Source organism: Prosthecobacter sp. (genome assembly GCF_014879935.1).
GTDB lineage: Bacteria > Verrucomicrobiota > Verrucomicrobiia > Verrucomicrobiales > Verrucomicrobiaceae > Prosthecobacter.
Genome location: NZ_JACSRD010000160.1, coordinates 85,109 through 106,905, shown reverse-complemented (window position 1 = coordinate 106,905; position 21,797 = coordinate 85,109). Strand labels below are relative to the sequence as shown.

The following is a 21,797-nucleotide window of genomic DNA, read 5'->3' as shown; positions in this document are numbered from 1 at the left end:
TCGGGAGTCCATGGGGGTTGGAATGGCTGTCTGAGAGACTCCGCTACCCACCCAAAACAGCGAAGCGCCCCAACTTTACGCCCTCGCCGAGATCGGCGTGCGGCGGTCGTCGCGGAAGAAGTTCTCCATGCGCTGGCGCAGATCGCCGTAGAACTGCTGCGCCATCTCCTCCAGAAGGTCAGCCTTGTATTTGATGCCGCTGGTGGCCGCCAGTTCGCGTTCGACACGCATCTTCTCTTCAAAGGCACGCTCCAGCCCCATGAGATGCTCCAGGAACTCCTTCGCAGCACGGGATCGGTCCACACCTTCCACCAAGGCACGCTCCAGCGGCTTGTGCTGCGTCAGGTGCAGCATCTTGCTCTCGCCCAGCTCCTTCATGTAGCGGTTGAAGCCGGTCAGGAAGGCCTTGCGCTCACCGTCGAACTTCACTTCCTCGCGGTCCAGCAGCGTGTCATACGGCCCGGGCTTGGAGAAGAATTTCACCACCAGCGGAATCGTGTCCACCAGCATGAAGAGCATCGTGAGCACCAAGTAGGCGACGAGCGCGAAGGTGCCGCCCTGCTGGCCGTTCTCGAACAACTCGTGCAGCGCCAGCGTCTGCGTGAGGATGTCGCGACGGGGCTCCGCACGAATGCCCGCAATGCGTGTTTCCTCGTCCTTCACCAACTGGGCGATCTCGGTGTGAAGATTCTGCAACTGCAGCAGCAAGGCGTCGATCTGCGTCTTCAAAGTCTCGCGGATCGCGTTCTGCTGCCCCACAAAGGCATCCGCCTGCTCGGTCTGCACTTTCTGCTTCAGCGCCAGGATGCGATCCTGCTCGGCTTTGTTGCGCGCGGCGTCTTCGGCGGCCTTGGCGTCCAATGCGGCGTTCACACCATCCTCAGCCGCCTTGATCTCGGCCACGATGGCCACGCGATTCTTCGTCATGGTGTCCAACACACCGCTCAAACGGGCGGACTCGGCCCGACGCCACGTGAGCTGGTCCTCCTGGATGCTTTTCGCCCGTGGGCCCAGGCCGATGATCCCGCTGCGCTGTCCGTTCACCTCACGTTCGAATTCCGTCTGCCAGTGATTGAGTTCGGCGGCAATCTTCTGGTAATCGGCGCTCAGCTTGGCCATTTCCTTGTCGAGCGCCTCGAGTCGCGTTTTGCCAGGAGCCACAGCTTCACCGATTTTCGTCTCACGCTCGGCCTTGGCTTTCTTTTCATCGTCGGTCAGCGGCTTTTCGACCGGCTTGCCGTTTTCATCGAGGAACTTGGCGGTGAAGGTCGCGTTCCAATTCTCGCGCTGCTTCGCGATTTCCGCCTCCAGCGGCGCGATGCGTGCCTCCACGGCTGCTTTCTGCTGTTTCGCCGTCTCGCGTGCCCCCTCGATTTCAGTCTGGCGATGCTTTTCGATCACGGAAGTCACCGTGTCTTTGAAGAGCAGCAACGTGAGCGGATGCGAAATCGTGATCCCCATCAACGCCGCCACCACAATGCGCAGCCCGAACTGCGCCGCCTTGCGGAAGAAGCTCTGATACGCGCGATAGGTCGCCAGCAGGGCGCGGTCCACCGTCAGGATGATGAAGGACCACACCAGCGACACGGGCGCGATGATGAGCCAGTTGTCCGTGAGCGTGGAAAGCGCATACGCGCAGGCGATGATGGCAAAGGTGGACGGCACCAGCACCGTGGCACCGAAGGCCACATATTTTCGCCGTTCCCAGGCCGGGCAGGCGTCGAGGTTGTCTGAGGAGGCTGAGGACAGCCAGAAGAAGACCCGTTCGATACGGTCGAGGAGGTTCATGAGCGCGGAGGGTGGCTGGGCTGCGAGTGTGCGGGACGGCCGGAGATTGTCAAACTGTGCGGCCGGATTATTGAAGCCCCCATGACGCACCTGCTCGACGACGCCTTCATCTGTGACTCCGTGCCGGCGGAGTTCATGGACAGGCTGTGGGAGGCGGGCTGGAGGCATTTCGGGCGCTATTTCTTCCGCTACAACACCCAGCCGGACATGGAGGGCGGCACTCAAACCATAACGCCGCTGCGCATCGACCTTGCGTCCTGCACCTTCACCAAAAGCCAGGGCCGGATTCTCCGCAAAAATGCCGTCCTGCGCCATGAAATCGGCCCCGTCCGCCTCGACGACGCCGTCCGCGACATGTTCGAGCGACACAAGGAGCGCTTCACCGACAACGTCCCGGACGCGCTGGAAAACTTCCTCGGCCCCGACCCTGAACACGGCCCCTGCGAATGCCGTATGCTGCGGGTGTTTGAAGACCAGCGCCTTATCGCCACGAGCTTCTTCGACCTCGGCCAGCAGGCAGCGTCGAGCGTCTATGGCATGTTCGAGCCTGCCTGCTCCAAACGCAGCCTCGGCATCTACACGATGCTTCTGGAGATCGAATACTGCCGCGGGTCAGGCCTGCGCTGGCTTTACCCTGGCTATGCCACGCTGGAAAAGAGCGCCTACGACTACAAGAAGCAGTTCCGCGGACTCGAATGGCTCGACTTTGCCTGCGGACAATGGCGGAAGCACGATCCCGCTTAGCGCCGGATGTGCAGGAACAAATTCACTCCCTCCGGCTCCCACTGCACCTCGATCGAATCCGCTGCCGCGCCCGCCTGCAGGGCAAGCTCGCGCAGATGATCGCGTGTGCGGTGCTGCAGCACCCAGTCGCCGAGCAGTTCCATGTAATCACGACTGGGATTGAAGTCGGAGAAATTGCCCACCACCACCTCCCCGCCCAGGCGTGTCACGGCCATCAGGGCCTTCAGCAGGAAGACAAAGGAACGATCCGCCAGGTAATCGAACAGACCGGCCGACCACACGAGATCGTAGCCCTTTGCAGGCAGGAACCGCAGCACATTACGATGGTAAAACTCCACGCGATCCGCAAACGGCGCGCACATCTTCTTGGCGCACTCAATGGCGTGGATCTCCGCGTCCACGCAGTCGAAAAACACCTGTTGCTCCGGGTTGTCCAGCACCCACTCCCGCACATCACGCGCCGGCCCGCTGGCCACATTCAGCACCCGTAGCGCTGACTTCGGCCGTCCGGCCACGTGAGAATGCAGCAGGTGGTGAAAATACGCCTTCCGGTTCCTCACGGCATTCGGCGCTGCCTGCGCGTGAAAATACAGGTCCCACCGCTTCAGGTGCGGCTCGGGAGCTGTCCGCAGCGTGTAGATCGCGTCGATCATCTCGAAGTCGCCGCTGTAGCCGTACTTTTTCCCCAGCGCCCGGGCCTGCATGGTTCCTTCGAGGTGGCGGCTGGTCGTGTCGCTCGCATACGCCAGCACGTCTTCGCGAGAGATCACCCTGGCACGCACGGCATCACCGAGCTGGCGCAGAGTACGGTTCAGCAGCGCATACTCGGTCGGCATCGGCCCGCCAGCGGCGATCATCTCCTGCAGCAGCTCGTCCATCTGCACCAACGGTTCCGCCCCTCCGCGACGGTCGTAGAGTCGTTCTGGGAAAGCGATGGGCGGCATGCGTTTGCGAAGCGTGGGCTAGGAGAACCAAAAGGAACGTAACTCATTGATAATAAACACACATTAAGTGATCGGGAAGCAAAAAAATGGCTGCCTCCCGTTCCCCGCCGCCCCCGAAACTTTCCTGAAAAATGCCAACCGGAAGCCGGTGAATCCAGCCATTCGCCGCGTTCATCTCCGTTCCATGCCTCCCCACATGTCCCGTGCCCTCGTTTTGCTCCTCGCTGTCTCCGCCCGTGCGGAGCCGGTGGATTTTTCGCGTGATGTCCTCCCCATTCTGTCTGCGAACTGCTTCGCGTGCCACGGGCCGGATGAGAAGGAGCGGAAGGCGAAACTGCGGCTCGATGTCGAAGGCGACGCGAAACGCGCCCGCGATGGCGAAACGCCCGTGCTGGCCGGCAAACCGGAGCAGAGCAGCGTTTTCACGCGACTCGTCACCAAGGACGAGGACGAGCTAATGCCGCCGCCGGAGTCGCACAAGACGCTGAAGTCCGCTCAGATCGAATTGGTGCGTCGCTGGATCGCCGAGGGTGCGAAGTGGGGCCGTCACTGGTCTTTCGAGCCCGTGACGCGGCCGCAGGGCACAATCGACTCCCTCGTGAAGGAGAAGCTCACGGAGAAAAAACTCACGCTGCGGCCTCCCGCATCGTCCGCCACGCTCGCGCGGCGTTTGTCGCTCGATCTGACCGGTCTGCCTCCAACGGATTCATCTGACAAAGACTACGAAGCGCTCGTGGACTCGCTGCTCGCGTCGAAAGCCTTCGGAGAGCACTGGGCGCGCCTGTGGCTCGATCTCGCACGTTACGCGGACACGAAGGGCTACGAAAAAGATCTCGGCCGCACGATGTGGCCGTGGCGTGACTGGGTCGTGGATGGGTTGAACGCCGACATGCCGCTCGATCAGTTCACGCTGGAGCAGCTCGCCGGCGATTTGCTGCCGAATCCGACCGAGCAGCAGCTCATCGCCACCGCCTTCCATCGCAACACGATGTCGAACGACGAAGGCGGCACGGACAACGAGGAGTTCCGCGTCGCGGCGGTGAAGGACCGCGTCGATACGACGATCCAGGTGTGGATGGGCCTCACGATGGGTTGCGCGAAATGCCACAGCCACAAATACGATCCCATCAGCAACGAGGACTACTACCGCCTCTACTCCATCCTCAATCAGACACAGGACGCCGACCTGCCTGATGATTCGCCAAAGCTTTCCAAGCCGACGCCGGAGCAAACCAAGGCCGTCGAATCGGCCACCAAGAAGCTCAACGAGCTGCGGGAGCAGCTCGCGAAGGCCAGCGGCAAGGATTTGAAGGACAAGGACCTCGAACGCGAAGATCCCACCACCGACAAGCCGGAGATCGCCAAGCTTAAAGCCGAGGTCAAATCAGCCCGCAACGCCTTGAAGGCTGCCAACGAAGAAATCGTCGCCATTCCGATCTTCCGCGAGCTGCCCACCGCGAAGCAACGCGTCACCAAGATCCACAACCGCGGCAACTTCCTCGATCAAACCGCGCCCGTGACGCCCGCCGTGCTGCCCGCGTTCGGCAAACTGCCTGAAGGCGCGCCGTTGAACCGCATCGGCCTCGCGAAGTGGCTCGTGAACCGCGACAATCCGCTCACGCCGCGTGTGTGGGCGAATCGTGTGTGGGCGCGCCTGTTCGGCATCGGCCTTGTCGAGACGGAGGAGGATTTTGGCGCGCTCGGCACGCCGCCGAGCAATCCAAAGCTGCTCGACCTGCTGGCCGCCGAGTATCGCGATGGCGGCTGGTCGTTGAAGAAGCTGCTCAAGTTCATCGTGATGAGCGACACGTATCGCCAGGCCTCGGAAACGACGCCCGCACTGCGCGAAGCCGATCCGCGCAACGCGCTCGCCTCACGCGGCGCGCGCTATCGCCTCAGCGCCGAGGTCGTGCGCGATCAGGCGCTCGCCGTGTCCGGTTTGCTCTCGCGCAAGATGGGCGGGCCGCCCGTGATGCCCCCGCAGCCCGCAGGCCTGTGGCGCTCGACTTACAGCGGCAAGACGTGGATCGACGCCGAGGGCGAGGATCGTCACCGCCGCGGCCTTTACACGTATTTGAAGCGCACCACGCCGTATCCGTCGTTCATCACGTTCGATGGTGGCAGTGGCGAAGTCTGCCAGATCCGCCGCATCCGGACGAACACGCCGCTGCAGGCCCTCGTGACGCTGAACGATCCCGTTTATCTCGAAGCCGCCGCCGCGCTCGCCGCGAAGATGATCGCCTCCGGCAGCGAACCCGCCGCCGCAGGCCTGCGAATCGCGCTTTGTCGTCCCGCGAAGCCCGACGAGGCCAAACCGCTGATCACCTTGTTCGCCGATGCAAAAGCCGATTTCGCGAAGCATCCGCAGCAAGCCACCGATTTGATCGCCACCACGCGCTCCAAGCTGCCGCAAGGCATCGCAGCACCCGATTTCGCCGCTTGGATCGTCACCGCGAACGCGATCCTCAACCTCGACGAATTCCTCACCCGCAACTGAAGCTGACAAAAACAAGAGGACAGAAAAAGCTCATTTTTGTCCTCTTGTTTCTGTCAGCCGAAACCCAATGCCTGTCACCTGCCAACAATCGTTGACACCTCTGGACCGCGAGTCCTTTGGACGGTTGTCGTATGACGTGTATGCTCAGATCCTGGTGATCCGGAAGGAATTGGGACGATTCTTTGATGAGAAGCACTACAAGAGGGCGCTGTCTCTCAGACGAGACGATGTGGCCATCGAAGTGCCGGTCATTGTCAGCCACAAGACTTTTCAGAAGCCGTATTATCTGGATCTGCTGCTCGCTCATGGTGCCATTCTAGAATTCAAAGCAGCCGAGGCTCTTGTGGCGCGTCACAAAGCACAACTGATGCATTATCTGATGCTGGTTGACCTGCCCCACGGCATGCTGATCAATATACGGCCTGAACGTGTCTCTCGCGAGTTCGTCAACAACGCTCTCACTCGACAAGAAAGAATGCGGTTCGAAGTGATTAACAACATGTTGAAGCCCAAACCACCTGGAGCCGATGTATTTCAGCAGCACCTGTGCGACCTGCTCCATGACTGGGGCACCTGTCTCGACCTGGCACTCTACGAGGAAGCTCTGACCCACTTTTTCGGAGGCGATGACCAAGTCGTCCGGCCTGCGAGTGTCGTTTTTCAGGGTAGCGAACTCGGTTCTCAGAATCTGCGATTCGTGACAGGCAAGACGGCATTCAAGCTTACGGCATTTGAGAAGTCTGAAAGCCAACGCCTGTTCGCAAGTCACGCTCAGCGCCTCGTCAACCATGCTCAAGTCGAGGCCCTCCTTTGGGCCAACATCGCCCGCCATCAAATCACCTTTCGTTCCCTCGTTCCAGAAAAATGACAGAAACATGAGGACAGAAAAATGAACCTTGTTTTTGCCCTCCTTTTTTCTGTCAGCCAACCCGATCTCCCCATGACTCCCGACCTCCTTCACGCCCGCGCCGTCACGCGCCGGCATTTTTTCCAGACGAGCGGCCTCGGTTTCGGCGCGCTGGCGCTGAACTCGCTCATGGCGGACGATTTGAAGCGCCCCATGATCCCCGCGCGGGCGAAACGCGTGATCTACCTGCACATGGCGGGCTCGCCGTCGCAGTTGGAGATGTTTGATTACAAGCCGGAGCTGCAAAAGCTGCACCTCAAGGATGCGCCAGCCTCGTTTCTCGAAGGCAAACGCTTCGCTTTCATCAAAGGCGTGCCGAAGGTGCTCGCCGCGCAGTTCAAGTTCGCGCAGCAGGGTCAGAGCGGGCAGTGGATGAGCGAGCTGATGCCGCAACTGGCCAAGGTGATCGACAAGATCTCCGTGATCCGCACGGTGCACACGGACCAGTTCAACCACGCGCCGGCGCAGCTCTTTGTGCACACGGGATCGCCGCGTCTCGGCAGTCCGTCGATCGGATCGTGGGCCACCTATGGCCTCGGCAGCACGAACGAGGACCTGCCCGGCTTCGTCGTGCTGCTCTCCGGCGGCAAGACGCCTGATGCCGGCAAATCCCTCTGGGGCAGCGGGTTCCTGCCGAGCGTCTATCAAGGCGTGCAATGCCGCACGACGGGCGATCCCGTGTTGTATCTCAGTGACCCGAAGGGCATGGACCGCGTGATGCGTCGCCGCATGCTCGATGCCGTGGCGAAGATGAACGAAGCCGAGCATGCACGCAGCGGCGATGCCGAGACGCTCACGCGCATCGCGCAATACGAACTGGCCTACCGCATGCAGACTAGCGTGCCGGACGTGATGGACATCTCGAAGGAGCCGGAGCATGTGCTGAAGCTCTACGGCGCGAAGCCCGGCTACGTCTCGCCCGCGGAAACGAGCACCGATGACGTGCGCGTGCTCTACAAGGGCGACGATCCCACTTTCGCCAACAACTGCCTGCTCGCGCGCCGCCTCATCGAAAACGGCGTGCGCTTTGTGCAGCTCTACGATTGGGGCTGGGACCACCACGGCTCCTCGCCCGGCGAGAGCATCGACGAGACGCTGCCGATCAAGTGCCAGCAGATCGACCGCGCCATCAGCGGCCTCATTCTCGATCTGGAGCAGCGCGGATTGCTCGATGACACGCTCATCGTGTGGGGCGGCGAGTTCGGCCGCACGCCGATGATGCAGAACAACGTGCGCAGCGATTTGAAGAAGGGCTTCGTCGGCCGTGATCACCATCCCTATGCCTACACGATGTGGATGGCCGGCGGTGGCATCAAAGGCGGCGTCGCGCTCGGCCAGACGGACGAATTCGGCTACTACCCCGTCGAGAATCCGGTCGGCATCCGCGATCTCCAGGCGACGATCCTGCACCAGCTCGGCCTCGATCCGTATCGCTTCCACTTCAGCTACCAGGGACTCGACAACCGCCTCATCGGCCCGACGAACGAAGGCAAGGTGCTCAAAGCGCTGCTGGCGTGATGTTTGAATGTCGCATGAGCCGCCGTAAAACCCTGCCCATGAAATTCGCCGCCGTCCTGCTCACGATTACCAGCGCCTCCGCTGCGCCGGTCGATTTCGTGCGCGAGGTGCGGCCGATCCTCGAAAAGCACTGCTACGAATGCCACGGCGCGAAAAAACAGAAGTCCGGCCTGCGTCTCGACATCAAGTCCGAGGCCCTCAAAGGCGGCGACACCCACGCGCCGGACATCGTGGCGGGCAAATCAGCCGATAGCGCGCTGATCAACCTGATCACCACCACGGATGAAGACGAAGTGATGCCGCCGAAGGGCAGGCTTCCCGCCGCAAACATCGAGATACTCACCCGCTGGATCAACGAGGGCGCCGTGTGGCCGGATGGAGTCGATCTCGCGAAACTCGAAGACCGGCGTGACCACTGGGCCTTCAAGCCGCTCATGGTTTCAGGTTCCAAGTTTCAGGTTTCAAATTCATCCCCAAACACCTTTCCGGGTGCTCCTGGAACTTTAAACCTGAAACTTGAAACCAACCGCCTCGACAGCTTCATCGACGCCAAACTCGCCGAAAAAGGCCTGCACCGTTCCCCACCCGCCGATCCGGTCACCTGGCTGCGTCGCGTGACCTTTGACCTCACCGGCCTGCCGCCGACGCCGGAGGAAGTGGCGGCCTTCTTGAACGACAAAGACCACGAAGCCGTCGTGGGGCGCCTTCTGAATAGTCCCCGCTACGGCGAGCACTGGGCGCAGCACTGGCTGGATGTCGTGCGCTTTGCGGACACGCATGGCTTTGAGGTGAATACCGAGCGCCCCAACGCGTGGCCGTATCGCGATTACGTCATCCGCGCGTTCAATAACGACACGCCGTATGATCGCTTCATCAAAGAGCAGATCGTCGGCGATGCGATGGGTGAGGACGCGGCCACCGGCTTCCTCGTCACCGCGTCCGTTTTGCTACCGGGACAGATCGGCAAAGATGAGCCCTCGAAGCGGCTCGCGCGGCAGGATTCCATCGACGAGATGGTCGTGAACATCGGCCAGACCTTCCTCGGCCTCAGCATCGGCTGCGCACGCTGCCACGATCACAAGTTCGACCCGATCAGCGCGAAGGATTACTACGCAATGCAGGCCTTCGTAGCCGGCGTGGAGTATGGCGAGCGCGATCTACGCACGCCGGAGGCTCTCGCGGCACGCGAGCGGCTGAAGGAGGTCAAAGCAAAACTCGCCGAGCTCGATAAGCAGCTCTCGCGTTTCGTTCCGCTGGCCAAATCCGGCGTGAAACGCCCGATGGTGGTCCCTCGCGAAAATCGCGACCGTTTCATGCCGGTGAAGGCCAAACGTGTGCGCTTCACCATTCGCGACACGAACAACCTCGAGCCCTGCATTGATGAATTCGAGGTCTTCACCACCACAGGCGAAAACATCGCGCTAAATGCCTCGCTGACCGTTTCCGGCGAAAAAGTCAGCGCGGACCGCCATGAGCAGCGCTTCGTGAATGACGGCCATTACGGCAACTCGCGCAGTTGGATGTCGAACGAGGTCGGCAAAGGCTGGGTGATGGTCGAATTCGCCCAGGAGCAGGAGATTGATCGTGTGCTGTGGAGTCGTGACCGGCAGGGGAAGTTCAAGGACCGGCTCGCCACGAGCTATGTGATCGAGGTTGCAGATGCCTCAGGCACTTGGAAGACGGTGGCGGACTCCGATGACCGGCAGCGATTTGACACGCGGGACCGCACGCAGCCTGCTTTCTCGACCCAAGGCCTCCAAAAAGAAGAAGTCGGCGAAGCCAAGCGCCTGCTCGATCAAAAGCGGCCGCTCGATGAGGAACTCCAACGCCTCGATGCCTCGCAAAAAGTCTTCGCCGGCACCTTCCGCACGCCAGACGACATCCACGTGCTCAATCGCGGCGATCCCGAGCAGCCGAAGGAGTCCGTCGCGCCTGCGGTGCTCAGCGCCTTGGGGGATTTGAAGCTCGCGACGGAAACGCCCGAGCAGCAGCGGCGTCTCGCGCTCGCGAAGTGGATCGCCAGCCCGCAGAATCCACTCACCGCCCGCGTGATGGTCAATCGCCTCTGGCAGGGCCACTTCGGCACCGGCTTGGTCGAAACACCGAGCGATTTCGGCCGCATGGGCATCAAGCCCACGCATCCTGAGCTTCTCGACTGGCTCGCCGCCGAGTTCATCCGCAGTGGCTGGAGTGTGAAGCACATGCACCGGCTGATCGTGACGTCGGAGACGTATCGTCAACGGAGTGGTGGAGTGATGGAGTATGGGGTTCATGCCAATCCAACACTCCAAAACTCCAACACTCCAAACCCCAACGAGATCGACTCCGAATCCCGCCTCCTCTGGCGCTTCCCCTCCCGCCGTCTCGACGCGGAGGTCATTCGCGACTCGATGCTGGCCGTCAGCGGCTTGCTGGACCTCAAGATGCACGGTCGCGGATTCAACCTCTTCGACAAACGCGGCGGACTGACCGGCTTTGAACCCGTGGAGACGCTCACGCCGGAAAACACGCGCCGCATGATCTACGCGCACAAAGTCCGTCGCGAGCCCGAGGCCGTGTTTGGAGCCTTCGATTGTCCCGATGCCGGACAAAGCACCGCCGTTCGTCGCAGCAGCACCACACCGATCCAGGCGCTCAACCTCTTCAACAGCCGCTTCACCCTCGACACCGCGTCCGCCTTTGCCACACGAGTCCAAAAAGAGGCCGGAGCGGACATCGCCGCGCAAATCACCCGCGCTTACCACCTCGCGCTCAATCGCCCACCGAGCAGCAAAGAGCTTCGCGAGGCCACGCCTGAAGTCCGCGAGCATGGCCTCGCCGTGCTCTGCCGCGCGTTGTTCAACTCGAACGAGTTTCTCTTCCTGCCGTAGCGTCGAGTTCATTGGCTTGATGAATCAATCGGAGATAGGAAGAGCCTTCATGAACAGGGATTCACTCGCACCACCCTTCCGCCACGGAGGTCCGCTTGGCCGCGCACATTTCAAAGTGCAGCCGGAAGACTTCGTCGTGGAGGAATTGCTCGGCTTTGAGCCTTCAGGCGAGGGCGAGCACTGCCTCGTGTGGGTGGAAAAGCGCGACCTCGACAGCAACACCGCTGGTGCACGCCTCGCGGATGCACTCGGGCTGCGTCGGAGGCTCGTCAGTCATTGCGGGCTGAAGGATCGCCATGCCGTGACGCGGCAGTGGTTCAGCCTGCACATGCCCGGACAAGCTTCACCGGAGCCCGCCGCGCTCGAATCCGAAGGCCTCCGCGTGCTGCGCATCACGCGAAACACGCGCAAACTTCGGTGCGGCATTCATTTTGGCAATCGCTTCACCATCCGGCTGCGCGAGCCATCGTTTGATTTCGCCTCCGCGCTGCAGCGCTGGCAGCAAATCGTTTCCGAAGGCGTGCCGAATCTCTTTGGCGAGCAGCGCTTCGGCCATGAAGGCCGCAATGTCGAAAAAGCGCTCGCCATGTTTCGCGGCGAGTTCACGCCGGGTGATCGTCTGCTCCGAGGTCTGCTGCTTTCCAGTGTGCGCAGCCATCTTTTCAATGCGGTGATCGCGGAGCGAATGGAGCGCGGCATCTGGGATCAGCCGCTTGCAGGTGAAGTGTATGGCTTTCCCGACAACGGCACGCTCCTGCTCATCAACAACCAACGCGGCGATGAAGCTCAACGCTTCGCCGAAGGCAATGTGGAGCTCACCGCCCCGCTGTGGGGCAGTGGCGAGCTGCACAGCGCCGATGCCGTGCGTGCGCTGGAAATGGAGGTCGCGTCACGCTTCCCCGAGCTCACCGCTGGTCTCGAAGCGGCCGGTTTACGCCAGGAACGCCGCGTGATGCGGCTGCGACCGATCCATCCCGCACTCATCGCACTGCCAGCTGGGGATTTGCAGCTCGCCTTTGATCTTCCACGCGGCACCTATGCCACCACCGTGCTGCGCGAACTCGCGGAGCTCGAAGAAACGCGAGAAACTCCGTAACATGTGCTCGCGCCGGGGAGATTAACTCGTGCCGACTCGATGACACCCACCCACGAACATCTCTCCCTCGCAGGACGCCAGCTTTTGGACCGGCGGCGCTTCCTTGCGAGCAGCGCCACGGCGCTCGGGTCCATCGCGTTCTCGAGCCTTCTCGCTGACGAAGGCGTGCTGATCGATCCCGGCCGTCCGTATGCACCACGGCAGCCGCATTTCCCCGCGAAGGCGAAAAACATCGTCGTCATCTTTTGCGCGGGCGCGGTGAGCCAGCTCGAAACCTGGGACTACAAGCCGGAACTCATCAAGTGGGACGACAAGCCGCTGCCCGGCGGCCCAGCAGTCACCTTTCAAGGCCCCGCCGGTAATCTCGCACGTCCTCAATACACCTTCCGACCACGCGGACAGACCGGCAAATGGGTGAGCGACATGATCCCGCATCTCGCGGAGCTCACGGATGACATCGCCTTCGTGCATTCGCTCACTAGCAAATCCAACACGCATGGCCCGGCGGAGAATTTTCTCTCCACCGGCTTCACGCTCGATGGCTTTCCCTCGCTCGGCTCGTGGACGACGTATGCGCTCGGCAGCGAGAACCAGGATCTGCCGAGCTACGTCGCGATCCCCGATCCACGCGGCGTGCCGCAGAACGGCGCGAACAACTGGGGTCCCGGCTTTCTGCCTGCCGCCTTCCAAGGCACCACGATGAGCAGCAAAAGCCCCGTGCGGCATCTCTCCGCCCCCGGCGTGTCCGCACAGGCTGATCAGGCCGCCCGTTCTCTCCTGCAAAAGATGAACGCACGGCATCTCGAAGCGAATCCCGGTGATCAAAAGCTCGCCGCACGCATCGCCAGCTACGAACTCGCCGCTCGCATGCAGCTCAGCGTGCCGGAGATCAACGATCTCAGCACCGAGCCTGCGCACATCCTGAAAATGTATGGCGCGGATGACACGCAAAACGCCGACAAAGCCGCCTTCGCAAAGAATTGCATCCTCGCCCGCCGCCTTATCGAACGTGGCGTGCGCTTTGTGCAGCTCTTCAACGGTGCCTATGCCAGCGGCGGCAAACTCAACTGGGACGGCCACAGCGATCTCAAAGCGCAGTATGACGTGCATGCGAGTATCCTCGACCGACCCGCCGCCGCGCTGATCCGCGATTTGAAACAACGCGGACTGCTTCAAGACACACTCGTCGTGTGGTGCACCGAGTTTGGCCGCATGCCCTTCTTCCAAAAAGGTGCGAAAGGCCGCGATCACAATCCGGATGGCTTCACCTGCTGGATGACCGGCGCAGGTGTGAAGCCCGGCGTCAGCCACGGCGAGTGCGATGACCTCGGTCAAAAGGCCGTGAAGGACGTGCATCCGCTCTACCACTTCAACGCCACCATTCTCCACCTGCTCGGCCTCGACTTTGAGCGCCTCACCTTCGAGCACAACGGCATCCAGCGCCGCCTCACGAATGTGGAGGGCAAGGTGATCCCTGAAGTGCTGGCGTGAGTCATCGCGGCATGAAAATTCTGCGTTCCCTCTGTCTCTTTGCTGCGTTGCCGCTCACGCTGGCACCAGCGCACGATCTTCCAAAACTGGAGCGCTCCTTTTGGCTCAACGCCTCGCTCGCCGTGCCAAAACTCGGCTACTGGGGCACGAACTTCCCGCCTCCAGCGTCTCCCACGACAGCGGAAATCACGAACGCCGCGCGGACTCTCATCCAACAGGCGAATCCGAACCGCCTTTACCTCATTCATCATCACGAGCTGCCCTTCGCGAAGACCGCCCGCATCTTCCGTGACTGGCGCACAGCATGCCCTGCCACTGTCGAGATCATTCCTGCGCTCGTGCTTCGTCTTTACGACAAGCCAGCCGAACCGGTGTTTTCGGCGCCAGAGCTCGATGCGTTGATCACCTTCTTCAAAACCGAGGTCCATCCAACCAAGATCGCCGTGTATGATGTGCTGCCAAAGCGCGACCAAGGCCAGGCACTCGCCACGCTGGCGAAAAACTACCCGCAAGGCCTGCTGCGCATCGGTTTGCAGCCTGACGAGCCGTTGGAGGCGCCATACGTTGGCGCGGTGGAGGACACGTGGAGCGGCTTTTGCCACGGACTCACGAATGAAGACTGGCAGGAGCACGGTTTCGGCCGCGAGACGCTGCGAAAATGGGTTTCGCTGCGCAACGAGCAGGCCCAACGCATCGCCTACGACCTCATCGTCGTCGCCTGGGACTACGCGAACACGAAACGCGGCGAATACCCGGGCTACGACGACGCGCACAAGAACCTCCCGCTGCCCGCGGAGCGCAACCGGCTCGCCGCTCGCGAAATCCTCGCGCTGGCGAAGCCTGGGACCTTCGCAGGCTTCAGTGCCGATCTGCTCATCATCGAGCTGAACTCCGAAACGGCTGTCCACGATGGCGAGGAGTCGTTCTACACCACCTTGAAAGCTGGAAAGCCGTACGACGGCTTCTATGCAAATCCCTGGAGAGAGCTCTGTGACATCTTCCAAGCACTCAGCGCTGGCAGAACGCCATGACACAGCCCAGAGGGCACCGTGTCGTCACACTGCAGGCGGCAGCTCGACGCTGTGCAGCCTGGTGCCGTCGATGTTGTGAAGGCTGACCGTCATCACGCTGCTCGAACCGTCGATTTTGACCGCGCCGAAAAACTGCAGGCCCTCTTTTGGCGAACGATTGGGCTTCATGCCTTTCGGAATGCCGGTGAACTTCACCTCCGGGCCAAACGTGTTGTCCATCTCGCCCGGACCAAAGGTCCCCGCATTGAGCGGACCCGCGACGAACTCCCAGAACGGATCAAAGTCAGTGAACTGCGCCCGTGCGGGATCGTAGTGATGCGCGGCGCAGTAGTGCACGTCCGCCGTCACCCAGACCACGTTCTTGATGCGGTTCTTTTTGATGAAACTGAGCAGGCCGGCCAGCTCCAGCTCGCGGCCCAAGGCCGGACCATCGCCGTTGGCGAAGGCCTCATAATTCGCCCCGTCTTTGACCACGATGCCCACCGGCATGTCGCTGGCGATCACCTTCCACGTCGCTTTGGATGACAGCAGGCGCTGCTTCACCCAGTCCATCTGCGTCGCACCGAGGAAGGTGGTTTCATCGCTCTCACTCGTCTGTCGGTTTGGCGTGTTCACACCGCGATAACTGCGCTCGTCGAGCATGATCACATCCAGCAACGGCCCCCGCTGGAAGGAGCGGAAGATTCGCTCGGGATCAGCGGCATCAAACCGCAGCGGCAGGTAGTCGAGAAAGGCGCGTTTGGCCCGTGCTGCCAGCAGATCGACGCTTTTCACCGTGTAGCGTGCATCATCGAGCAACTGCTGGCCCGGGAACCAGTTGTTTCGCACCTCGTGATCGTCCCATTGCGCCAGCATCGGCACCTCGGCGTTGAACCGGCGCAGATTTTCATCCAGCAGGTTGTAGCGATACGCTCCGCGAAACTCATCGAGCGTCTCGGCCACCTTCGACTTCTCCTCGCTCGTGAGGTTCTTCCAGATCTGCCCATCATCCAGCGCGGCCTCCGCTGCGATGGGATTGTCCGCATAGATGGTATCCCCGGAATGGATGAAGAAATCAGGCTGAAGACGCCGCATCGATTCAAAAATCTTCATCCCGCCGAAGTCCGGATTAATCCCCCAGCCCTGCCCGCACACGTCACCGCCCCACACAAAGCTCACGTCACGACGTCCGTCTGGAACCGTGTTAAAACTGCCGGTCACCGGCTCGCTGAGCGCCTTCGAGTCTTCGAGCGACTGAAACTGCACGCTATAAAACACCCGCTGCCCGGCCGGCAGGCCGCTCAGATCAACCCGGGCGGTGAAATCACTCGTCTCCAACGCCGCAGGCCCCACGACACGACGTGCATCCTTGAACGACTCCGTCGTCGCATGCTCCACGATCATGCGGGCCGCCCGGTCCGCCCGGCTCCAGATGATCGCACCGTCAGCCGTCACATCGCCACTTTGCACGCCAAACGGCATCTTGGGCCGCAGCTTGTCGGAAGTCACTATCGCCGGAGCCGCGAAGGCAGTCCCACGGAGAAAACTCCCGGCTGCGGCCAATGGCATGGATCGGGACAGGAAAGAGCGGCGGTTCATCATCCCCCATTCTGCCCACCACTCCCCTGCCCCGCAACTTTCCATCACCGCACGAACGCGACAATCTCATCACGGGTCGGGATCGACGGCTGCGCGCCCGCTTTCAACGTCGCCAGCGCTCCAGCCGCGTTGGCGAAGGCAATGTCACCTGAAACGGCAAACGCACCCGCAAACGTGTCTCCCGCACCCACCGTATCCACCGGCGTGACCTTCGGTGGCGCAAATTCGGTCACACCTGTTGCCGTGAGGCTCAGCGTGCTATCCGCGCCTCGCGTGATGATGAGTTGTGAGCACCGTGCCTCCCTCAAATCGCGATTCGGCGTGATCATCGCCGCCTCTCCCTCATTCACGATCAGCACAACGACCTCGAAGCGATCTGCGAGAAATGCCTCGCTGAGTGGCGATGGGTTTAAAAGGACCTTCACACCCGCTTCACGCGCGATTTCCGCCGCACGACGCACCACCGGCAGCGGACACTCAAGCTGAAGCAGCAGCGCATCGGCTCCGCGGATGAGTTCAGCCTGCTTTTCGATGTCGGCGACCGTGATCGCGTGATTCGCGCCTGGATTCACGATGATCGAGTTTTCACCCGCATCATCCACCGCGATGAACGCGCTGCCTGTGGGTGTTTCGGAGCGCAAAACGCCCGAAGTCTCGATTCCCTCGGCTTTCAACGCCTCGATGTAGCGCGTGCCGAAATCATCCACGCCCACGCAACCGATCATCGCCACGCGTCCGCCTGCCCGTGCTGCCGCGACAGCCTGATTCGCTCCTTTGCCGCCAAAGCACGTCAGCATGCCGCTCGAAGTCAGCGTTTCACCCGGCGCAGGGATGCGCGGCACACGAAGCGTGTGATCCACGTTCAATGAACCGACGACGACGATGGAAGGGGCGGAGGCCATGGAAACGATGATTGCCCGAAATCGCCCGCGCGGCTAGAATATCCTCATGAAAGCAACTATTGATCCTCAATTGCTAAACGATCCCGTCTTTCTGCGTGTCATGCAGGATGCGCTGTCCATCCAGGATCGGTTCGCCGCCGAGCCTGTGTATGCCAAGACGGGCACCGGCTATCTCAAAAGCGCAGGGGTCGATGAACTCAAGGAAATCAAGAAGGCTGCAAAGCCCAATGAGGAGGACTGAATCATGTCGATGAAGCGTGCTTGGCTGCAAAAGTACGACTGGCGCTTCGTCACCGGCCAAAACGCGGTCTTGTGCCTGCAAAAGAACGCGCTGCACAAACCGACCTCTGACGGACACGATACCACGAAGGCACTTTGGGAGTCCCGACACGCCATCGAGATGACTTTGGCCGAATCAGCCGATCTTTGCCGCCGATGCCATCGACTGGCACCATTCTGCTTTTACAACGGAAATACCTTTGCAGCCATCATGCGAGACGTGGTGACCGTTTTCGCCACGGAAAGCGACCTTGGTGAACAAAAGGCATTCATCATCCGCAGCCTCGCCGGTCACATCGTCGCTGGTGTGGCCACGGAGGAGGAGGTGAAGGCATTCCAGGCCTTCTCGGACTCGCTTGAGTGATCGGCTACTTCTTCGCCGGTGGAGGTTCGATGCTGAGTTGCACGATGGCTTCACGCACTCGTGAAGCCTGCTCGGGGCTCATGATGAGGAAGCGATGCTTGCCTTCGCCCTTCTTCACGGGGCGGAAGAGCGTCGCGGAGTCGTCATCGACCTTGATGTTGCCGGGCGGCGACAGATCGAAGTAACCGCGATCCGGGTAGATCGCATACAGCACCGCCGTGGGGTCCCAGGTCGGTCGATCGTGCGGCGGCGGGTTGTAGAGGTAGTAGGCCTCTTTGAGCGGATGCTGCGGCATGTAGTTGAGATCCTGCTCGATCACGGCATGCGGAAACGCGGCCGCCACGCCGATCTCAAAGCCGCTCCACACCATCGGCGTCGGCCATTCCTTCGCGAGCTTTTGCGCGGCGGGCACATCGAGCTTCACATTGTATTCGAGGTGCCGCGTGTCGAAGTTCACCGTCTGAAACGCGCCCGCCATGATGCTGAGCACCTTCACCTTCTTCGCGATGAGCGCCTTCGCCTCCGCGTCGTCCATGAGACGCGCCAGATTCGTGAAAAAGCCCACCTGCGCGATCACCACGCTGCCATCCGGCTGCTTCGCGAGGATGTCTTTGATCAAACCGCCCGCCTCTGGTGCATCGGCGCCGCTTTTGAGATCGTGCGGATACTTGTCGGCGAGCAAATTGAACTTTCCCGCCTCCTTCGCCGCGCCATTGCGCACCACGCCGATGGGCGTGTCCGGGTAACCGTAGAGCGTGTTCACCGCATCCACGAACGCCGCCGCCTGCGGATGATCCTTCGTCACCGTGACCGCGAGCAGCTCGCACGCGCCGCGCTTTTGCAGATTGTGAATCATGCACAGCGCCATCAGGTCATCGACATCGTTGCCCATGTCGGTGTCGAAGATGAGCCGCACCGGCTCCGCGCGTGCAATGACGAATGAAGAGTGAAGAATGAGGAAGAAGAGCAGGTGCTTCATGAGTCTGAAGAGGTGAAAAGATGCTTAAACGGCATCGTGCTTGTGATAACGACTTTTCCTCCCGCAATCACGCACAATTGAAGCTGGAGAGCTCACACGAGCTTCTCCCGCATGGCACGGGCGACGGCGGCGGCGCGACTGCGGACGCCGAGTTTGCTGTAGAGATTGCGGGTGTGGGTGTCGGCGGTGTGGATGCTGATGGCGAGACGGACGGCGATTTCTTTGGCGGTGAGGCCTTCTACCATGCAGCGGAGGAGTTCCAGCTCGCGGGGGCTGAGGGCGATGGCGGATGTCACGGGCTTGGTGAGGCGGGCGAGGAGCTTCACGACGCTGGAGGCGACGTGCGGTGACATGGGCGAGCCGCCGTGGAAGGTTTCAATGATGGCATCGGCGATCTCGTCGGGCGTGGAGGTCTTGAGAAGGTAGCCGCAGGCTCCAGCGCTGATGGCCTGGCTGATTTTGGCCTCGTCTTCAAAGACGGTAAGGATGACGACGCGGCAGTCTGGCGCATGCTGGTGGATGTCTCCGAGGATTTCGAGTCCGCTGCGACCTGGGAGGCCGACATCGAGCAGCAGCACCTGGGGTTTTTCAGCGGTCTCGGCGAGGGCGGCGAGCATGCTTTCGGCATTGGCAAACGATCGCGAAGGAGCGAGGCCGCGCTTCGGCGTGCAAAGGCGCTCGAGGCTGCGGCGGAAGGCGTCGTGATCTTCGACAAACCAGACGTGGATAGGATCGGTGTCGCTCATTCGGGCAGGGTGAGGGTGATGCGGGTTCCTTGGCCGGGCTGGCTTTGGATGTGGAGTTCGCCATGCAGCGTGGCGGCGCGTTCACGCAGATTGGAAAGGCCGTGACCGGTCGATGGGCCTGCTGGATCGAAGCCGATGCCGTCATCGCTGATCTCGATGGTCATTCGGTCGCGAGTTCGCCGGGTGTGGAGGCGGACACGGGTGGCGCGGGAGTGCGCGGCGATGTTGTGGAGCACTTCTTTGATGAAGAGATACAGCTCACGCCGGGTCTCGAGGCTGGGGCTGTCGGCATCGAGCTGGATGTCCAAGTCGATGCCACGCAGCAGGCGTCGGGCGAGCCCCTGCACGACGGCGCTCCACTCCTCGGACTCGCGATCACTGCGGCGGCTGATGAGGCGGACCATGTCGCGCATGGAGTCGGCGCTCTCGCGGGCGATGGTCTGGACCTCGACGAGGTCGGCACGCATGCTCTCCGGCGTGGCATCATCCTGCGATGCGTAGGCGGAGATGAGGGCGATGCTGCCGAGATTGGAGCCGATTTCGTCATGCAAATCTCGGGCGAGGCGCTCGCGGAGGCGCTCGGCATCCCGGCGGCGCACGCGGCGATGGTGAATGAGTCCCCAGATGAACCCGCCGATCAGCAAGGTGCCAGTGGCGATGCTGCCTTGCACCAGTTGGTCCTGGCTGTTGGCTCGCAGGGCGGCGAATCGGGCGCTGAGGTCGGCAAGCTCACGCTGGAGGGATTGACGATGCTGAAGCTGGGTGAGCCATTGTGGCAATGGCAGCAGCGTTCCGATGTTGGCATTGCCATCCGTGAGTGCGTCAACGCTGTAAGCAGGATCATCGAGCTGGTCGCTGGCGAAGGCCCTGGCCTTCAGAGCGACGTTCTCACCTCCGGCAAAGGCCATGATCTCCGACAGCGCCAGCAGGAAGTCACCTGAGCGCTGCCAAAGTGAATAGGTCGTCAGACGAATGGCCCGCACAGGCTGCTTCCGCAGGGGGAAGCTCACCAGGTTCATGCCTGGGGTGGTAAAGCTGCTGTCCTTGAAGTCGGCAATGACCTTCGCCTCACTGAAGTCCTCGCTGGCAGAGACTTCCAGACGAAAGCGCTCCGGGAACCCGTAGGTGCCCCAGGTTGCCAGCTCCCGGCGAGGCATGGGCACCAGTGTGATCTCATCCAACTCCACCGTTTGTGGTAAAATGATGCCGACCTGCTTCTGATCCCGTCCTGAGGCGGCCAGCGCACTGTGAAAGCCTTTGATGCGTGGAACTCCTGGTGCCAACGGCAAATCCAGTGGCGTAATGTGATCTGTAAGGTTCTCGACGCTCCAGGCCGGCGGCTGGATGCGGCTTCGCGGTGCCACGACCTCAGCTCCGAGAGCCACGTTCCTTGTGCCTGAGAAGACCATCAACTCAGACAGCACGAACACTCGCAGCTCACTTCTCTGCCAAGGCTTGGTGGCCGTGACACGGATTCGCTGTGCTTGGATGGGCTTGATCTGCACCAACACCGGAAAGCCATCAGGATTGGGAACATCGGCCGCAGATTCATGAATGATCTGGGACTGGCCCGCAGCGTCCGTGACCTCCATCCGATAGCGCAAAGGGAAACCAAAGGAAGTGCCATGGCCATCGTCCTTGAGCGCAGGCACCGGGATGAGCGCGATCGCATCCACCAAAGGCTTCTCCGGCAGCACCACCTCGACCCACAGGGCCTCGTCATCATCCACCCGGCTGCTTTGGAAGCCTCTGCGGCTGGACGTGTGCGCCATGCGTGCCTCAGGCAATGTTTTCAGCTCCGCCTCGATGGCTGCCATGCGCTGGCGCATTTGTTCAAGCTCTGCCCGTGACCAAAATGCCAGATGCTCGGCCCACGGAGCCGTGGACTGGGCGAGCAGGCTGGCTGCGAGCAGGGTGACGATTTTCACAAGCGGATGAGTCGGAGGACGTTCGGGCTGATGGACCGATGAGTATCTTGACCTCCAGGCTAGCATCTCCCGATGATCCTGCCCACCTCCCGTATTTTCGTGAGGGGTCAAATGGAGCTGTTTGCCTCACGATGA

At 61.4% G+C, this 21,797-nt stretch carries 17 protein-coding genes; 10 read left to right on the top strand and 7 right to left on the bottom strand.

The features are described 5' to 3' along the window. Positions 1 to 75: 75 nt before the first annotated feature. Positions 76 to 1,788: a DUF4407 domain-containing protein gene (locus tag IAE77_RS15605; RefSeq protein WP_294228124.1), complete on the bottom strand. Its 1,713-nt coding sequence runs from the start codon at positions 1,786 to 1,788 to the stop codon at positions 76 to 78. Positions 1,789 to 1,869: 81 nt separating this feature from the next. Here IAE77_RS15605 and IAE77_RS15600 point away from each other — a divergent pair, with 81 nt between their 5' ends. Further along, positions 1,870 to 2,532 (top strand): hypothetical protein, encoded by a 663-nt coding sequence (locus IAE77_RS15600; RefSeq protein ID WP_294228122.1) that lies wholly within the window; start codon positions 1,870 to 1,872, stop codon positions 2,530 to 2,532. Here IAE77_RS15600 and IAE77_RS15595 read toward each other — a convergent pair. Continuing rightward, entirely contained in the window at positions 2,529 to 3,476 is a 948-nt protein-coding gene (locus IAE77_RS15595; protein WP_294228120.1) for a class I SAM-dependent methyltransferase, read from the bottom strand. The two genes, IAE77_RS15600 and IAE77_RS15595, sit on opposite strands and share 4 nt — an antisense overlap. Before the next feature lie 196 nt (positions 3,477 to 3,672). Here IAE77_RS15595 and IAE77_RS15590 point away from each other — a divergent pair, with 196 nt between their 5' ends. From IAE77_RS15590 to IAE77_RS15560, 7 genes are all read left to right on the top strand, one after another. Beyond that, positions 3,673 to 5,973, top strand: a complete 2,301-nt coding sequence (locus IAE77_RS15590; protein ID WP_294228118.1) for a PSD1 and planctomycete cytochrome C domain-containing protein — start codon at positions 3,673 to 3,675, stop codon at positions 5,971 to 5,973. A gap of 67 nt (positions 5,974 to 6,040) precedes the next feature. Then, positions 6,041 to 6,841, top strand: coding sequence for a GxxExxY protein (locus IAE77_RS15585; protein WP_294228116.1), 801 nt, complete (start codon positions 6,041 to 6,043; stop codon positions 6,839 to 6,841). Between the two features lie 72 nt (positions 6,842 to 6,913). Further along, positions 6,914 to 8,398 (top strand): DUF1501 domain-containing protein, encoded by a 1,485-nt coding sequence (locus tag IAE77_RS15580; RefSeq protein ID WP_294228113.1) that lies wholly within the window; start codon positions 6,914 to 6,916, stop codon positions 8,396 to 8,398. A gap of 38 nt (positions 8,399 to 8,436) precedes the next feature. Beyond that, complete coding sequence (locus tag IAE77_RS15575) at positions 8,437 to 11,268, top strand: PSD1 and planctomycete cytochrome C domain-containing protein (RefSeq protein WP_294228110.1); 2,832 nt, start codon at positions 8,437 to 8,439, stop codon at positions 11,266 to 11,268. A gap of 49 nt (positions 11,269 to 11,317) precedes the next feature. Beyond that, positions 11,318 to 12,364 carry a tRNA pseudouridine(13) synthase TruD gene (locus IAE77_RS15570; RefSeq protein WP_294228109.1) on the top strand — a complete coding sequence of 349 codons (1,047 nt, stop codon included), beginning with the start codon at positions 11,318 to 11,320 and terminating at the stop codon, positions 12,362 to 12,364. Positions 12,365 to 12,403: 39 nt separating this feature from the next. Further along, positions 12,404 to 13,855, top strand: a complete 1,452-nt coding sequence (locus tag IAE77_RS15565) for a DUF1501 domain-containing protein (RefSeq protein WP_294228107.1) — start codon at positions 12,404 to 12,406, stop codon at positions 13,853 to 13,855. A gap of 11 nt (positions 13,856 to 13,866) precedes the next feature. Next, the gene (locus IAE77_RS15560; protein WP_294228105.1) at positions 13,867 to 14,886 is read left to right on the top strand and encodes a hypothetical protein; all 1,020 of its coding nucleotides are present in this window, start codon (positions 13,867 to 13,869) and stop codon (positions 14,884 to 14,886) included. 24 nt (positions 14,887 to 14,910) lie between these two features. On the opposite strand, the gene IAE77_RS15555 is transcribed toward IAE77_RS15560, so the two are convergent. Together IAE77_RS15555 and IAE77_RS15550 are read right to left on the bottom strand one after the other, a co-directional pair. Next, positions 14,911 to 16,434 (bottom strand): alkaline phosphatase D family protein, encoded by a 1,524-nt coding sequence (locus tag IAE77_RS15555; RefSeq protein ID WP_294228103.1) that lies wholly within the window; start codon positions 16,432 to 16,434, stop codon positions 14,911 to 14,913. A 74-nt stretch (positions 16,435 to 16,508) separates the two neighbouring features. Continuing rightward, the gene (locus IAE77_RS15550) at positions 16,509 to 17,366 is read right to left on the bottom strand and encodes a ribokinase (protein ID WP_294228100.1); all 858 of its coding nucleotides are present in this window, start codon (positions 17,364 to 17,366) and stop codon (positions 16,509 to 16,511) included. A 46-nt stretch (positions 17,367 to 17,412) separates the two neighbouring features. Between IAE77_RS15550 and IAE77_RS15545 the strand changes: the two genes are divergently transcribed. Continuing rightward, the gene (locus IAE77_RS15545; protein WP_294228099.1) at positions 17,413 to 17,607 is read left to right on the top strand and encodes a hypothetical protein; all 195 of its coding nucleotides are present in this window, start codon (positions 17,413 to 17,415) and stop codon (positions 17,605 to 17,607) included. A 3-nt stretch (positions 17,608 to 17,610) separates the two neighbouring features. After that, positions 17,611 to 18,009 (top strand): hypothetical protein, encoded by a 399-nt coding sequence (locus IAE77_RS15540; protein ID WP_294228097.1) that lies wholly within the window; start codon positions 17,611 to 17,613, stop codon positions 18,007 to 18,009. A 4-nt stretch (positions 18,010 to 18,013) separates the two neighbouring features. Here IAE77_RS15540 and IAE77_RS15535 read toward each other — a convergent pair whose 3' ends face one another. From IAE77_RS15535 to IAE77_RS15525, 3 genes are all read right to left on the bottom strand, one after another. After that, on the bottom strand, positions 18,014 to 18,988 hold the full coding sequence (locus IAE77_RS15535) for a nucleoside hydrolase (RefSeq protein ID WP_294228095.1): 975 nt from the start codon (positions 18,986 to 18,988) through the stop codon (positions 18,014 to 18,016). A 92-nt stretch (positions 18,989 to 19,080) separates the two neighbouring features. Further along, positions 19,081 to 19,734: a response regulator transcription factor gene (locus IAE77_RS15530; RefSeq protein WP_294228094.1), complete on the bottom strand. Its 654-nt coding sequence runs from the start codon at positions 19,732 to 19,734 to the stop codon at positions 19,081 to 19,083. Further along, a complete protein-coding gene (locus IAE77_RS15525; RefSeq protein WP_294228091.1) occupies positions 19,731 to 21,662 on the bottom strand; it encodes an ATP-binding protein in 1,932 nt (643 codons plus the stop codon). Before IAE77_RS15525 ends, IAE77_RS15530 begins: the two co-directional genes overlap by 4 nt. Between the last annotated feature and the right edge of the window lie 135 nt (positions 21,663 to 21,797).

Excerpts from the sequence above, each read along its gene's own strand:
- IAE77_RS15550 (WP_294228100.1), bottom strand. The coding sequence starts at position 17,366 with ATGGCCTCCGCCCCTTCCATCGTCGTCGTCGGTTCATTGAACGTGGAT.
- IAE77_RS15555 (WP_294228103.1), bottom strand. The coding sequence starts at position 16,434 with ATGCCATTGGCCGCAGCCGGGAGTTTTCTCCGTGGGACTGCCTTCGCG.
- IAE77_RS15560 (WP_294228105.1), top strand. The coding sequence starts at position 13,867 with ATGAAAATTCTGCGTTCCCTCTGTCTCTTTGCTGCGTTGCCGCTCACG.
- IAE77_RS15590 (WP_294228118.1), top strand. The coding sequence starts at position 3,673 with ATGTCCCGTGCCCTCGTTTTGCTCCTCGCTGTCTCCGCCCGTGCGGAG.
- IAE77_RS15540 (WP_294228097.1), top strand. The coding sequence starts at position 17,611 with ATGTCGATGAAGCGTGCTTGGCTGCAAAAGTACGACTGGCGCTTCGTC.
- IAE77_RS15585 (WP_294228116.1), top strand. The coding sequence starts at position 6,041 with ATGCCTGTCACCTGCCAACAATCGTTGACACCTCTGGACCGCGAGTCC.
- IAE77_RS15545 (WP_294228099.1), top strand. The coding sequence starts at position 17,413 with ATGAAAGCAACTATTGATCCTCAATTGCTAAACGATCCCGTCTTTCTG.
- IAE77_RS15595 (WP_294228120.1), bottom strand. The coding sequence starts at position 3,476 with ATGCCGCCCATCGCTTTCCCAGAACGACTCTACGACCGTCGCGGAGGG.
- IAE77_RS15580 (WP_294228113.1), top strand. The coding sequence starts at position 6,914 with ATGACTCCCGACCTCCTTCACGCCCGCGCCGTCACGCGCCGGCATTTT.
- IAE77_RS15600 (WP_294228122.1), top strand. The coding sequence starts at position 1,870 with ATGACGCACCTGCTCGACGACGCCTTCATCTGTGACTCCGTGCCGGCG.
- IAE77_RS15535 (WP_294228095.1), bottom strand. The coding sequence starts at position 18,988 with ATGAAGCACCTGCTCTTCTTCCTCATTCTTCACTCTTCATTCGTCATT.
- IAE77_RS15530 (WP_294228094.1), bottom strand. The coding sequence starts at position 19,734 with ATGAGCGACACCGATCCTATCCACGTCTGGTTTGTCGAAGATCACGAC.
- IAE77_RS15605 (WP_294228124.1), bottom strand. The coding sequence starts at position 1,788 with ATGAACCTCCTCGACCGTATCGAACGGGTCTTCTTCTGGCTGTCCTCA.
- IAE77_RS15565 (WP_294228107.1), top strand. The coding sequence starts at position 12,404 with ATGACACCCACCCACGAACATCTCTCCCTCGCAGGACGCCAGCTTTTG.
- IAE77_RS15570 (WP_294228109.1), top strand. The coding sequence starts at position 11,318 with ATGAACAGGGATTCACTCGCACCACCCTTCCGCCACGGAGGTCCGCTT.
- IAE77_RS15575 (WP_294228110.1), top strand. The coding sequence starts at position 8,437 with ATGAAATTCGCCGCCGTCCTGCTCACGATTACCAGCGCCTCCGCTGCG.